The 13,697-nt window shown below is 71.8% G+C and carries 13 protein-coding genes; 7 read left to right on the forward strand and 6 right to left on the reverse strand.

All coding sequences use genetic code 11. The features are described from left to right. The first annotated feature begins 135 nt into the window (after window positions 1-135). Together FHR82_RS10215 and FHR82_RS10220 are read left to right on the forward strand one after the other, a co-directional pair. Window positions 136-1,248, forward strand: coding sequence for a sensor histidine kinase (locus tag FHR82_RS10215; RefSeq protein ID WP_184810029.1), 1,113 nt, complete (start codon window positions 136-138; stop codon window positions 1,246-1,248). Next, entirely contained in the window at window positions 1,245-1,910 is a 666-nt protein-coding gene (locus FHR82_RS10220; RefSeq protein WP_184810030.1) for a response regulator, read from the forward strand. The genes FHR82_RS10215 and FHR82_RS10220 overlap by 4 nt, the downstream gene beginning before the upstream one ends. On the opposite strand, the gene FHR82_RS10225 is transcribed toward FHR82_RS10220, so the two are convergent. After that, complete coding sequence (locus tag FHR82_RS10225) at window positions 1,901-3,103, reverse strand: CynX/NimT family MFS transporter (protein ID WP_311770996.1); 1,203 nt, start codon at window positions 3,101-3,103, stop codon at window positions 1,901-1,903. The genes FHR82_RS10220 and FHR82_RS10225 overlap by 10 nt on opposite strands. A 49-nt stretch (window positions 3,104-3,152) precedes the next feature. Here FHR82_RS10225 and FHR82_RS10230 point away from each other — a divergent pair, with 49 nt between their 5' ends. Then, window positions 3,153-3,827 (forward strand): FadR/GntR family transcriptional regulator, encoded by a 675-nt coding sequence (locus FHR82_RS10230; RefSeq protein ID WP_184810032.1) that lies wholly within the window; start codon window positions 3,153-3,155, stop codon window positions 3,825-3,827. Window positions 3,828-3,871: 44 nt separating this feature from the next. Here the strand turns inward: FHR82_RS10230 and FHR82_RS10235 are convergent, their stop codons facing one another. Further along, on the reverse strand, window positions 3,872-4,114 hold the full coding sequence (locus FHR82_RS10235) for a DUF6411 family protein (RefSeq protein ID WP_184810033.1): 243 nt from the start codon (window positions 4,112-4,114) through the stop codon (window positions 3,872-3,874). 132 nt (window positions 4,115-4,246) lie between these two features. Between FHR82_RS10235 and FHR82_RS10240 the strand changes: the two genes are divergently transcribed. Together FHR82_RS10240 and FHR82_RS10245 are read left to right on the forward strand one after the other, a co-directional pair. After that, the gene (locus FHR82_RS10240; protein ID WP_221463595.1) at window positions 4,247-4,591 is read left to right on the forward strand and encodes a hypothetical protein; all 345 of its coding nucleotides are present in this window, start codon (window positions 4,247-4,249) and stop codon (window positions 4,589-4,591) included. Between the two features lie 18 nt (window positions 4,592-4,609). Beyond that, the gene (locus tag FHR82_RS10245) at window positions 4,610-5,233 is read left to right on the forward strand and encodes an SEFIR domain-containing protein (RefSeq protein WP_184810035.1); all 624 of its coding nucleotides are present in this window, start codon (window positions 4,610-4,612) and stop codon (window positions 5,231-5,233) included. 34 nt (window positions 5,234-5,267) lie between these two features. On the opposite strand, the gene FHR82_RS10250 is transcribed toward FHR82_RS10245, so the two are convergent. Both FHR82_RS10250 and FHR82_RS10255 read right to left on the reverse strand, forming a co-directional pair. After that, window positions 5,268-6,995 (reverse strand): L-aspartate oxidase, encoded by a 1,728-nt coding sequence (locus FHR82_RS10250; RefSeq protein ID WP_184810036.1) that lies wholly within the window; start codon window positions 6,993-6,995, stop codon window positions 5,268-5,270. Next, a complete protein-coding gene (locus FHR82_RS10255) occupies window positions 6,992-7,747 on the reverse strand; it encodes an SDR family oxidoreductase (protein WP_184810037.1) in 756 nt (251 codons plus the stop codon). Before FHR82_RS10255 ends, FHR82_RS10250 begins: the two co-directional genes overlap by 4 nt. A 130-nt stretch (window positions 7,748-7,877) precedes the next feature. Here FHR82_RS10255 and FHR82_RS10260 point away from each other — a divergent pair, with 130 nt between their 5' ends. Both FHR82_RS10260 and FHR82_RS10265 read left to right on the forward strand, forming a co-directional pair. Then, a complete protein-coding gene (locus tag FHR82_RS10260) occupies window positions 7,878-9,722 on the forward strand; it encodes a glycoside hydrolase family 5 protein (protein ID WP_184810038.1) in 1,845 nt (614 codons plus the stop codon). Window positions 9,723-9,780: 58 nt separating this feature from the next. Continuing rightward, a complete protein-coding gene (locus FHR82_RS10265; protein ID WP_184810039.1) occupies window positions 9,781-10,839 on the forward strand; it encodes a hypothetical protein in 1,059 nt (352 codons plus the stop codon). A gap of 32 nt (window positions 10,840-10,871) precedes the next feature. Here the strand turns inward: FHR82_RS10265 and FHR82_RS10270 are convergent, their stop codons facing one another. Together FHR82_RS10270 and FHR82_RS10275 are read right to left on the reverse strand one after the other, a co-directional pair. Further along, window positions 10,872-11,732 carry a spermidine synthase gene (locus FHR82_RS10270; RefSeq protein WP_184810040.1) on the reverse strand — a complete coding sequence of 287 codons (861 nt, stop codon included), beginning with the start codon at window positions 11,730-11,732 and terminating at the stop codon, window positions 10,872-10,874. 81 nt (window positions 11,733-11,813) lie between these two features. Continuing rightward, window positions 11,814-13,559, reverse strand: a complete 1,746-nt coding sequence (locus tag FHR82_RS10275) for a serine/threonine-protein kinase (protein ID WP_184810041.1) — start codon at window positions 13,557-13,559, stop codon at window positions 11,814-11,816. Window positions 13,560-13,697: the final 138 nt, after the last annotated feature.

Here is a 13,697-nt window from a genome sequence, read left to right on the forward strand (position 1 = left end):
CGTCGTCGTCCGGACGCAGACACTTCGCGCTGCCGCGGACGGCGCAGAAACGGCGAAAGTACTGCGGGCGCAGTAGTTGATCGATGATCCGCGTGCGGGATTCGCCCGGCGGTCCACCTGGCTAGTGTTCAGCGCATGAACAAGGGCCGGATCGCTGACTGGGCGATCGCCGTCGGCATGACGGCGATCCTCCTGGCGACCGCGCTGTCCGGGCAGAACTCCGGCTGGGGCTTCGAGGTGCTCGGCTACGTGTCCCTGGTGGCCGGGGGCATGTCCCTGGTCGCGCACCGCCAGCTGCCGGTCTTCGTGTTGTACCTGACGGGGATGAGCGCACTGCTGTACCAGGGGTTCGGCCTGGACGTGCCCGCCCTCGCGTACCTGTTCGCCGTGTACTCGGCCTTCCGGGCGGGCCACCGCCTCGCCACGGTCGCGGTCACGGTGCTCCTGCTGGCCGGCATCCCGGTCGCGCTCCTGCTCTCCCAGTACCAGTGGGACGTCACCGAGGCGGTCGTGCACACCAGGGACGTGCTGCAGCTCGCGTGGCTGGTCGCCGCGGCCGCGGCCGGCGAGGCGGTGCGGCAGGCCGAGCGCAGGGCGGACGAGGCCGAGCGCACCCGCGAGGAGACCGCGCGCCGCCGCGCCGACGAGGAGCGGCTGCACATCGCGCGGGAGCTGCACGACTCGCTCACCCACCAGATCTCCGTCATCAAGGTGCAGGCCGAGGTCGCGGTCCACCTGGCCAGGAAACGAGGTGACCCGGTACCCGACGCCCTGCTGGCCATCCGGGACGCGGGCCGCGAGGCGGCCAGGGAACTGCGCGCGACGCTGGAGGCGCTGCGCGACGACGACGAACACCCGCGACACGGGCTCGACGACATCCCGGAACTGGTGCGCCGGGCCCGGACGGCGGGCCTCGACGCGACCCTGACGATCGAGGGCAACCGCGGCGACGTGCCCGCCACAGTGGACCGGACCGGCTACCGGATCGTCCAGGAGTCCCTCACCAACATCAGCAGGCACGCCGCGGCCGCGACCGCGTCGATCAGGATCGACTACCGCCAGGACACCCTGGTCATCCACGTCGACGACGACGGCAAGGCCGTGTCCGGCGCCGAGCCGGTGCCCGGTGTCGGGCTGCTCGGGATGCGCGAGCGCGTCACCGCCCTCGGCGGTCGCTTACAGGCGGCCCCGCGCAGCGAGGGCGGCTTCTCCGTCCACGCCGAACTCCCCGTGGACCAGACATCGTGATCCGCGTCCTGCTGGTCGACGACCAGCCCCTCATCCGCAGCGGTTTCCGCGCACTGCTCGACGTCGAGGACGACATCAAGGTGGTGGCCGAGGCCGCGGACGGCAGCGAGGGCGTGGCGCTGGCCAGGGAACACCTGCCCGACATCGCGCTCATCGACATCCAGATGCCGGTCGTGGACGGCATCGAGGCCACCCGGCGCATCGCGGCGGACCCGGCCCTGGCCGGGGTGCACGTGGTCATCCTGACCAACTACGGCCTCGACGAGTACGTCTTCAACGCGCTGCGCGCCGGCGCGGCAGGCTTCCTGGTCAAGGACATCCAGCCGGAGGACTTCCTGCACGCGGTGCGGGTCGCCGCCCGTGGCGACGCGCTGCTGGCCCCGGCGATCACCCGCAAGCTGATCGACCGGTACGTCACCCAGCCGCCGGTCCCCACGACCGGGCTGAAGGAGCTGACCAACCGCGAACGCGAGGCCGTCGCCCTGGTCGCCCAGGGCCTGTCCAACGACGAGATCGCCGCCCGCCTGGTGATCAGCCCCCTGACCGCGAAAACCCACGTCAACCGCGCGATGACCAAGCTCCACGCCCGGGACCGCGCCCAACTCGTGGTCGCCGCCTACGAATCAGGCCTGGCGGCACCGCAACAGCGGCATCACACGTAGCGGTTGCGGCCCGCCAGACCGCCGAACACCGACTGACCCACCATGACGACGGTGACCATGACCAGCGGGATCGTCCAGGCGGCCGTCAGGTCGTGCAGCAGCCCGAACAGGAGCGGGCCGGGAGCGGCGATGAGGTACCCGAATCCCTGCGCCATCCCCGACAGCGACGCGGTGTCCGCGCCGTCGCGGGCCCGCAGCGCGACCGTGGTCAGCGCGAGCGAGAACACGCTCATCCCGACGCCGACGAGGATCGCCCACAGCAGGGGCGCGGCCGACGGGGCGACGGTCAGGCCGACGGTGCCCACCACCCCGATCGCGCCGAGGCCGACGATCCACCACGTCTGGCTGCCCTGCCGGGCGGCGATCGCCGGGACGACCAGGCTGATCGGCACGGCCAGCAGCGACATCAGGCCCTGCAGCAGGCCCGCGTCGCTCCTGCTCACGCCCGCGTCCATCAGCACCTGCGGGAACCAGCCCATGACGATGTACGCGACGTACGCCTGCAGCCCGAAGAAGACCGTCACGATCCACGCCAGCGGGCTGCGCAGCAGCGAACGACCGCGTTCCTGGCGAGCGGTACCCGCGCCACCACGCAGACGGCGAAGGACCAGGAGCCACACGACCAGCGCGGCGACCGCCAGCACCGCCCAGCCCGCCCACGCCGCACGCCAGCCGCCGAGCAGGTCGTCCATCGGTGGGGTGGCCGCCGAGCCGAACGCGGCGCCCCCCTGCAGCGCCGCGGTGTACACGCCGGTCATCAGGCCGACCCTGGCCGGGAAGTTGTCCTTCACCACCACGGGAATGAGCACGTTCGCCAGCGCGATGCCCGCGCTCGCGACCAGGGTGCCGCCGAGCACGACCAGCGGGCCGTCGAGCACCCGGACCACGAGACCGACCGCGAGCACACCGAGCGCGAGCGCCACGGCCGCGCCGATGCCCACCCGGCGGGCCAGCGCGGGTGCGGCAAGCCCGGCTACGGCGAAGCACAACCCGGGCATCGTGGTGAGCAGCCCCGCCCAGGTCGCGGTGGCACCGAGGTCGGCCTGCGCCCTGTCCAGCAGCGGGCCGACGCTGGTCACGGCAGGTCGCAGGTTCAGCGCGGCGAGCACGACGGCCACCGCGAGCAACGCCCCGCCCGTGACGGCGACCGGCGCCGCGACACGCGAACGTTCCAGCTGAGGCTTTACGGGCACACCCAGTACTATAGGCAAACGTAGGATGATTGGTTGAAAGGATGTCCCTGTGCCGCTCGCCACTACGAGACGTGCCGGCCTGGTCGACCAGGTCATCGAGCAGCTGCGGGACGCGGTCCGGCAGGGCGAGTGGCGCATCGGCACGCGCATCCCGACCGAACCGGAACTCGTCGCGACCCTCGGCGTGGGGCGCAACACCGTCCGCGAGGCGGTGCGGGCGCTGTCGCACAGCGGGCTCCTGGAAGTGCGGCAGGGCGACGGCACCTACGTGCGTGCCACGAGCGAGGTGTCGGGTGCGATCCGCAGGCTGTGCGGCACCGAGCTGCGGGAAGCGCTGCAGGTCCGGCGCATGCTCGAAGTGGAGGGCGCCCGCCTGGCCGCGACCGCGCGCACCGAAGAAGAGCTGGCCCGGCTACGCGAACTGCACGACCAGCGCGACGCCGCACAACGCGAAGCCCGGTTCGACGACTTCGTCCACGCCGACGCGGAGTTCCACCTCGCCGTCGTGCGGTGCGGGCACAACGCGCTGCTGACCGAGCTGTACCGCGGCCTGACCGAGGTGGTCACGGCCTCGGTCGCGGCCACCGCCAACGAGAAACTGGGCCCCGCCGAACGCATCGAGCACCACGGCATCCTGAACGCCATAGCCGACCGCGACCCCGCCCGTGCCGCGGTGGAGGCGGCGGAGTTCCTGGACGAACTGCTGGCGGGGCTGGACAGCTGACACGGGTCCGCCGCGGCGGACCCGTGTCAGTGCGCGTTCAGAGATCAGAACGGCGACTTGCCACGCCCCTGACGACCGGCCTGCGCGCTCTTCCCCATCGCCTTCTGGGACTGGGAGAACGGCTTGCGCAGCCAGCGCCCCAACGGGCCGGGGGCCTTGCCTGCCACGGCACCGCCCGCACCCGCGGTCTTCTGCGCCCCACGCTCCGGCCCCCGCGACAGCCGAGGCACGACGAACGCCAGCACCAGCAACAACACACAGACACCGATGACGATTCCGACAACCATTGCGACAACTCCCTTCCCAGAAGGACTACCCGCAACCGGGTGACCCCATGCACGGAATGATCACGAGTTCCGGTCGGCCGCCAGGTCCCGCTCAACGGAGAGCGCTGGCACGTAAGCTGTACGTGCGAAAGGATGGTGCCCGTGCCCGAACCGATCCTGGTGTCCATCGCCGCCGCGCTTGCGGCCAAGTCGGCGACGTCGCTCTACGAGTTGGTGAAACGGCGGTTCGCCGGCCGGCAGGAGGCCGAGGCGGCGCTCGAGGCGGCGGACGGCGCCCAACCGGACTCACCCGAGGTGGTGGCGCTGGCAGATCGGCTGGCCGAGGAGGAGACCCAGGACCCCGCGTTCGGGGTGGAGCTGCGGCAGGTGTGGCAGCAGACCAGCGCGAGCGGCGACGGTGTGGTCAACCAGATCACCGGGAACGTGTCGGGCAAGGTCGTGCAGGCGCGCGACATCGAAGGCGGCATCAGCTTCTGACACCGTGTGGGTGAAGAGATGGCAGTACCGAAGGTGTTCGTCTCCTACGCACACGAGTCCGGCGCGCACAAGGCACAGGTACTCGCCTTCGCCACCTTCCTGCGCGACGCCGGCATCGAGGTCGTGCTGGACGCCTGGTCGGACGACGCCAGGCAGGACTGGTACGCGTGGGCCATCCGGGAGATGACCGCCGCCGACCACGTCCTCGTCATCGCGTCGGAGCGGTACCGGGTGACCGGCGACGGGAACGGTCCGAACCTCGAGAACCGCGGGCTGCAGGCGGAGGCCGCGCTCCTGCGGGAACTCGTCCACGCCGACCGCGCCACCTGGCTCCCCAAGGTCCTGCCCGTCGTCCTGCCCGGCCACACCGTCGACGAGATCCCGCTGTTCCTCCAGCCGCACACGGCGAGCCACTACCTCGTGACCTCGATCGACACCACCGGCACCGAGGAGCTGCTGCGGGTGGTCCTGCGCCGATCCCGCCACCTCGTGCCGGAGGCCGGCGCCGCGCGACCCGCGCCGCCGGAGCCCGCACAGGTGCGCGACGCACTCGAACGGGCCCCGGCGGTCAACCAGATCAACGGCACGGTCCACGGCAAGGTCATCCAGGCCGACACCATCATCGGCGACATCCACCTCTGACCGGCAGCCGCCGGTGGAGCGCGCGCCGGACCGGCTACTCCACGAGCTTCCCGGTGCTGGACACCTCGCGGATGAGCCCGGCGATCTCCTCCGGCACCGGAGGAACGGGTTCCCGCTCGATCCGGCCGGGACCAGCCCAGACCAGGTTCACCCGCATCGACTCGTCGAGGTGCGGGTGGTCGGTCCGGTTGTGGCAGCCACGGGTTTCGCGGCGCTCGAGCGCCGCCTCCAGGGTCGCGCGGGCGGCGAGCGCGGCGGCCTTGAGGTCGAACGCGTGCGCGAGGTCCTGGAACCCCGCGAGGTCCGGGTGGACGCCGACGTGCGTCATCCGGTCCTCGACCTCGTCCAGTTCGGACAGACCGGCCCGCAGCCCGGCCTCGTCGCGGACGACGCCCGCGTGCTCGGTCATCGTGTTCCGCAGGGCCCGCTGCAGGGCGCGGACGTTCTCCGGCCCGTCGGCGGCGAGCAACTCGTCGACCTCGCCGCGCGCGTCCGGCAACGCGGCGCGCGACCGCTGCTGCGCGGGCAGTTCCATGGAGTACGTCGCCGCCGCCGCGCCGACGAGCCTGCCGTAGACGAGCAGCTCGGTCAGGGAGTTGCCGCCGAGCCGGTTCGCCCCGTGCAGCCCGCTCGCGGCCTCGCCGATCGCGTACAGGCCCTCGACGTCCGTCCCGTGGTCGTCGGGCCGGACCCACACGCCGCCCATGGAGTAGTGCGCGGTCGGCGCGATCTCGACGGGGTCGCGGGTGATGTCGAGCATCTGCAGCTCCAGCAGTGTCTGGTAGACCCTCGGCAGCCGCTGCGTGATCGTCTCCCGCGCCAGGTGCGACACGTCGAGCCACACCCCGCCGTTCGGTGTGCCGCGGCCCTCCTTGATCTCCGTGTACGCGGCGAGCGCCACCCGGTCCCGTGTGGACAGTTCCATCCGCTCCGGGTCGTAGCGCGCCATGAAGCGCTCGCCCAGCGCGTTGCGCAGCTGCCCGCCTTCCCCGCGCGCCGCTTCCGACACCAGCGTGCCCGCCGCGTTCTCGGGCTCGAGCAGACCGGAAGGGTGGAACTGCACCAGCTCGGGGTCGCGGATGCGGCCGCCGGCCAGCACGGCGAGCCGGAACGAGTCGCCGGTGTTCTCGTCGCGCCGCGAGGACGTGCGGCGCCAGATGCGGGTGTGCCCGCCCGCGGCGAGGATCACCGCGTCGGCCCGGATCACGTGCCGGGCGCCGGTGTCCAGGTCGAAGCCGTACGCACCGAACACCACGTTGTCCCGCACCAGGATCCGCGTGATGTAGAGGTTGTCGAGCACCGGGACCTTCAGCTGCGCGGCCCGGTTCACGAGCGTTCGCTGGATCTCCAGCCCGGTGTAGTCCCCCGCGAACGCGGTGCGCCGGTAGGTGTGCGCGCCGAAGAACCGCTGCGAGATCCGCCCGTCGGCCTCACGGGCGAACGGCATGCCCCACCGCTCCAGGTCCCGGATGCCGCGCGCGGCGTTCTCGGTGACGATCCGCACGGTGTCCGGGTGGGCGAGGAAGTAGCTCTCCTTGATGGTGTCGGCGGCGTGCTGCTGCCACGTGTCCGCCGCGTCCATCGTCGCGAGCGCCGCGTTGATGCCTCCGGCGGCGAGGGTGGTGTGCGCGTCGGCCTTCGGGCGTTTGCCGACGACGAGCACGTCGACGCCGCGCTCGGCCAGCTCGATCGCGGCCCGGAGCCCGGCCCCACCGGTGCCGATGACCAGGACCGAGGCCGCGATCTGCTGTTCCTGTGTCACTTGACCGGCGGGTTGGCCGGCAGCCAGTCCGCGAGGCGGGTCCCGGCCAGCTGGGCGCCCGGTCCCGGCAGCAGGCCGTCCTTGCCCGGCTTCGCCCCGAAGTAGCGGGCCTCGTCGTCGGTCACGACCGTCCTCGGGTCCGCGCGGAACGCCAGTCCCTGGCGGATCCATTCGTCCATCGTGAGCACCTCGGGCCCGGCGATCTCGATGGTGGCGTTGAGCGGTTCCCCGGCCGCGGTCCGCGCCACCACGGTGGCGACGTCCTGCGCCGCGATCGGCTGCACACCCGCCGCGGGCAGGCGGACGGTGCCGCCGTCGGTGGCGGAGTGGGCGATCCCGCCGACGAACTCGAGGAACTGCGTCGCGCGCACGATCGAGTACGGGATCCCCGACTCCTTGATCAGGTCCTCCTGCACGACCTTCGCCCGCAGGTAACCGGCCTCCGGCAGCCGGTCGCTCCCGACGACCGACAGCGCGACGTAGTGGCCCACACCGGCGTCCCGGCCCGCGCCCGCGATGTTCCCGGTCGCGGTGCGGAAGAACGCCAGCACGTCGTCGTCGGCGAACGACGGCGAGTTCGACACGTCGACCACCACCTGCGCGTCCCGCAGGACCTCCTTGAGCCCTTCTCCGGTGAGCGTGTTCACGCCGGAGGCCGGCGAGGCCGCGACCGCCTCGTGCCCGTGCTCGGACAGCATGCGCACGACCTTCGACCCGATGAGGCCGGTACCGCCGATGACAACGATCTTCATGATGCGCCTTTCCTGGAAGTACGTCGGACAACCAGCTAAGACAGGGCAGCCCCGCGTTCTGTGACAGCGGCGCCGAAAGGGCAACTGGGATTGGTCGCGCGTCACCGCGCCGGCGCGCTACGGTCCGAAGGTGAGGTTCGCCAGCGCCCTGCTCGCCGTCCTGCTCACCTCGGGTCTCGTCGCGCCCACCACCAGTGCGGAACCCGCCGCTGCCGTCGTGGACTGGACCGGGCCGCTGAGCACGCGCGGCCGGTACGTCGTCGACGCGGACGGCGACCGGTTCAAGCTGAAGTCCGCGAACTGGCACGGCGCGAGCGGCACGTGGACCGGCTCGGGCGACGTCGGCGATCCCGCGCACCACCACGCGGGCGAGCAGGCCTTCCAGACCCCGCTCGGCCTGGACCGGGCGCCGGTCGACGCCATCATCGACGGGTTCGCCGATCTCGGGCTCAACAGCGTGCGCCTGCCGTTCTCCAACGCGATGATCCACGACACCCGTCCGGTGCCGGACCTGCCCGCGAACCCGGGGCTGGGCGGGAAGACGCCGCTGCAGGTGTACGACGCGGTGGTCGAACGGCTGACCGCGCGCGGGTTCGCGGTGATCCTCAACAACCACACGACGACGTCCCGCTGGTGCTGCGGCCTGGACGGCAACGAACGCTGGAACACGAGCCAGTCCGAACAGCAGTGGCAGGACGACTGGCTGTTCATGGCGCGCCGGTACGCGGCGAACAAGCGGGTGGTGGGCGCGGACCTGTACAACGAGGTGCGGCGCAACGCGCTGGACGACCCGAACTGGGGCTGGGGCAACGACAAGGACTGGCAGCGCGCGAGCCAGCGGGTCGGCGACCGGATCCTGACGGAGGCCAACCCGGACCTGCTGATCATCGTGGAGGGCATCAACTGGACGGGCCTGCCGGTGGACGGCTTCCCGCACGGCAGGCCGACACTGGAACCCGCCCGCACGCTGTCCCACACGCTCGTCGACTCCGGCAAACTGGTCTACGCGGCGCACTTCTACGGCTACACGGGCCCCAACCACTCCGGCGCGACGGGCATCGGCGAGACGAGTGACCCTCGGTACCAGGACCTCAGCCAGCAGGAGTTGCGGGACGTGCTGTACCGGCAGGCGTTCTTCGTCTCCTCGGAGACCGGCAAGCACTTCACCGCACCGCTGTGGATCAGCGAGTTCGGTGTCGGCGGCCGGAACAACACCGACCCGAAGTCCCGCGCCTGGTTCGAGACCTTCGTCGACTACCTGGTGTCGACGGACACGGACTTCGCCTACTGGCCGGCGGTCGGCTTCCACACCGGCGGGTCGGGCGACGGCTGGTCGCTGCTGGCGTGGGACACGGCGGGCACCCGCATCGACGTGTACTCCGACTGGCGTGCGGCGGCGTGGACGAGGCTGGCGACGGCCACCGGCCGCACGGGCCAGATCCCGGCGACCGAACGCTGGTCGATGCTGAACCTGGACTACGCGGACTTCCAGCAGTCCCGGACGGTGCGGGCGCTGCCGGACTGGAACTCGGGCGCCCGCAAGGGTGTCTGCCCGGACGGGCAGCGCGTGATCGGCCTTGCCCACACCGGAAACCGGGGCCTGTGCACCGGATCGTGGCCCACCCCGGCCGGTTTCGCGGTGGTCCGCGACGAGTCCCATGTGGACACCGACTGGGCGAGTGGCTACACGAAGGTCCAGTGCCCACCGGGCCACTACCTGGTGGGCTACAGCGTGACGGGGGCGGCGTTCTCGGCCGCACTGTGCGGAAAGTCCCCCACTCCCCTGAGCCGCACTGGCCGCACGGTGTGGTTCGACCGCGGCGACAACCGCCCGGCAGGCGCTCCGGGCGGCGACTTCGCGTCCGGTCACCACAAGGGCCAGTGCACGGCCGGCGAGTACGTGGCCGGCGTCGCCTACACCGGCCGGATCGGCTCCGGGAAAACCCCGGACGCCGTGCTCTGCCGCGTCATCTGACTGATGTCCCAGCCGGAACACGGCGCCTTCCCGGCACACGACGACTACGTTGTCGGACATGGACAAAGCGCGGGCCATTCAGTTGGTGCTGGAACGGATCCGGACCGACGGCGACGACTACCCCACGGACGACCTGACGGCGGCCCCGTTCGACGGCGGTTGGTGCGTGTACGCACCGGTGATGATCGCCGACGACGCGCCGGACAGTCTCGTGACGCGGTCGGTGTTCCTGGTGAGCGGGACCGGCCGCGTCGAGCAGGTGACGTCCGACGCACCGGTGGCCGACGCGACCCTGTGGTTCGAGGAGTCGTGCATCTGGTTCAGCGCGAGCGCGGGCCCCGGGGAGTGGTCACCGGACACCGGCCTGCCCTCGCACCCGGACCTCGGCGGGTCGTCCCGCCCGCGCCCACCCGCCGACTACGACCGCGCGGCCGTCGACGTGCTGGCGCGGGCACTGACCAACGAACGCGACTTCAGTGGCTGGCTGGGCGATCGCCTGCGTGACCTGGCCGACCTCCTCGGCGGCGGCAGCCGTCTGGTCGCACGGAGCCCGCACGGACTGGCGGCCGGCCACGTGCGAGAGCTCCTCGAGCCGTACGACGAGGAACGCCCCGAGGTGTGGCGCACCTGGCCCAGGATCGACACGGCGGGCCTGCCCGAGGTGGACACCACAGGGTGGGTGCTCACCCCGTTCGCGACGATGGTCCAGTTCCTGGAGGAACTGGAGGAACAGGACGACGCGCAGGCCGTGGCCGACACGTTCGCCGAGCAGGCCGAGCGCGCCCCCCGATGGCGGGCCTGCGGTGTGGCCGACCTGATGCCGCAACTGGTGGCACTGCGGCGCACCACCTGGTTGGACAACTGGCTCGACTCCCTGCGAGAACTGTCCGCCGAGACCGCCGACGACCCTGCCGACGACTTCCCGCGCATGCTGATGACCGAGCCCACCCCCGAAGACCCGGACGTGGACGCCCTGCTCCGCATCGCCATCGCCGCCACCCAGAACAACCGCGAGGTCATGGACATCGACGCGGCGACGACAGCGGCATACCGCCGAGTCCTGGACCGCATGGGCCTGCCGTTCGAGAACTACGGCTACGAAGCCATGTTCGAGTAGCGACAAGCCGCGGAGAAGGGCAGCCACCACGCTCAGGCAGGCAAACCCCACGTCCCCTTGGGGGGCATGGGCGACTGGGTAGCGGTCTCATCGGTGGTCGGCCGGGCACCACCGGTGAACCGGACCAGCGCCTCCCCGTGCTCGACCCGCCCGGGGAACACGTCCCCGGCGATCAGCCGCGTCAGATCGGCCAGCGGCAACTCCGCACGAGAACCCACCAGGATGAAGTTCCCGAACCGCCGCCCCCGGAACACGGTCGGCTCAGCGAGCACACAAACCCGCGGGAACACCGCGAGCACAGTAGCCACCTGCGCCCTGACGAACGACAGCTGCCCGCCATCCGCGATGTTGGCCGCGTAAACCCCGTCCGGGCGCAGGGCCCTGGCCACCGACGACACGAACTCCACCGAAGTCAGGTGAGCCGGTGTGCGAGCCCCGGCGAACACGTCGGTGACGACGAAGTCGAACGCGTCCGACGGCGCGCGCGCCAGCACGGCACGCGCGTCACCGTGCCGGACCTTGAGCCGCCACGCCCGGTCGACGGGCAACCGGGCCCGCACCAGCTCGATCAACGCGGCGTCGACTTCGACCACCTGCTGCGAGGAACGGGGCCGGGTGGTGGCGATGTAGCGCGGCAGCGTCAACGCGCCGCCACCCAGGTGCAGGGCCCGCAGCGGCACCCCTGGTGGCGCGACGAGGTCGGTCACGTGCGCGAGCCGGCGCATGTACTCGAACTCGATCCGCGCGGGATCGTCGAGGTCCACATGGGACTGGGGGGTGCCGTTGACGCACAGCGTCCACGCGTCCGGCACGTCCCGGTCCGCCACCAGCTCCGCGTAGCCCGAATCGACCTCCTGGGTCACGGTCTCGTCGGTCCTGCGGCTACGTCCCACGCCACCAACCTAGTGCCGGGGGGAATCGGTGGCGCGGGCGTGTGCGTCCTGGCCGGGCAGCCTGCGCGGCGGACCCGCGGCTCAGCCGGATCGGGGCAGCCGGTCGTTGATGGTGCCCGCCATCGCCTCGGCCTCCGCGCAGTTCTCCGCCGGGGTGGCCCCCTCCCGCTCGATGTACAGCTCCACCGACTCGACCCACTGCCCTTCGTCGCCGATGCGGCGGTACGCGATCTCGACCTGACAGGAGTCCGGCCAGCCGCTCGTGCCCTCCTGCACGAACGCCGCCCGCGTGCCGACCGTGATCTCCCGCCGCTCGTCCGAGGTCATCGGCCAGTCGTCGCGGTCGAAGGCGATGTGCACCTCCTTGGGCCCGTACAGCCAGTCGCACTCCCATGCCGCGTAGGTCGGCTCGCCGGTGACCTCCTTGCCGAGCGAGGCCACGACGTCCGCCGGGCCGAGCAGTGAGCAGGCGTCGACGTTGGCGAGGGAGTCGGCGGGGTGCGGGCGTGGCAGCCGCGGGATCTGCCCGCGGTTCAGCACCTCGACCGCGTGGACGATCGCCTGGTCGGCCACCTCGCACAGCGGCGCGGACCAGCCGCTCCAGTGCGTCACGCCGATGGTGAACACGTTGCCGTCCGGGAGGGTCACGTACCTGCCGCAGTCACCGTCCGCCACCGGCGTCTGCTCTGGCACCTCGATCTTGCCGGGCGCCGGCTTCCACAGCGGTTCGAAGCCCGGCAGCTCGAGGAACCCCCGGACGTCGATCACGTCCTCGTCGCTGTCGTTGCGGCGGATCAGGACGTGGCAGTCGTTGAAGCGCCCGCCGTCCCGGGCGAGGCTGGGTTCCCCGAACGCGCGGAACCTGTCGAGGTCGAACATGCCGCACGGGTCGGCGGTGCGGGGGTCGCCGGTGGTGTCGGCGGTGATCGAGTCGTCGGGCCAGAACACGACCGCGCCGGCCGCCACGACGGCCGCGGCCGTGAGCGCACCGACGGCGATCACCCTGCGCGACCGGCGAAACCGGCGCGGGGGCGCGTCGCGGACGGTCGTCCCCGCGAGGGCCGCGAGCATCCGCGCCGCGTCCTGCGCGGACGGCCGCGCCGACGGTTGCCGCGCGAGCAGCGCGTCGAGCACCGGCGCCAACGCGCCCGCCGCGCGCGCCGGTGTCAGCTCGAACGCCGCCGCCCGCCGCAGCTGCCGGAACGGCGTGTCCCCGTCACCCCACGGCGAACCACCCTCCACCGCGGCGAACAACGTGGCACCCAGGGAGAACATGTCGGCGGCGGCCGAAGCCGAGGTGACGCCGTCGGCCACCTCCGGCGCCAGGTAGCCGGGGGTGCCGACGACGTGCGCGTCGGTGCCGGTCTCGTCCGCCCACCTGGCGATCCCGAGGTCGGTCAGCTTCGCCGTGCCGTCCTCGGTGACGAGCACGTTGCCCGGTTTGATGTCCCGGTGCACCATGCCCCTGGCGTGCATGGCCGCCAGCGCGCTCGCGAGCTGGGTGCCGATGGCGGCCGCGGCCGCCCCGGGCAGCGGACCGGTGTCGTCCAGGATCGCGGCGAGACTGCGGGCAGGCAGGTACTCCATCACGAGCCAGCGGTCGTGCTCGTGGACGACCGCGTCGAACACGGTGACCACGTTCGGGTGCTGCAGGCCCGCCCCGAGCCGCGCCTCCCGCCGGATCTGGCCGCCGTCACCCGACTGCGACCGCTTGAGCGCCACGACCCGCCCCAGCTCCAGATCGGTGGCCAGCCACACGACCCCCATCCCCCCGGCACCGAGCTTCTCGTCCAGCCGGTACCGCTGCGCGATCAGTGTGTGACCCACGGGGAGGGAGCTTACTGAGCGCGATGGAACCCAGGTGTCACAGTTCCGTCGTGCTGCGCCCCGCATACGGACCCACCCGATCGAGGGACTGTGTAACCCCGGGCCACCACGACGCGATGCCCTGGTTGGGATCCATCC

The organism is Actinophytocola algeriensis (assembly GCF_014203735.1).
Lineage (GTDB): Bacteria > Actinomycetota > Actinomycetes > Mycobacteriales > Pseudonocardiaceae > Actinophytocola > Actinophytocola algeriensis.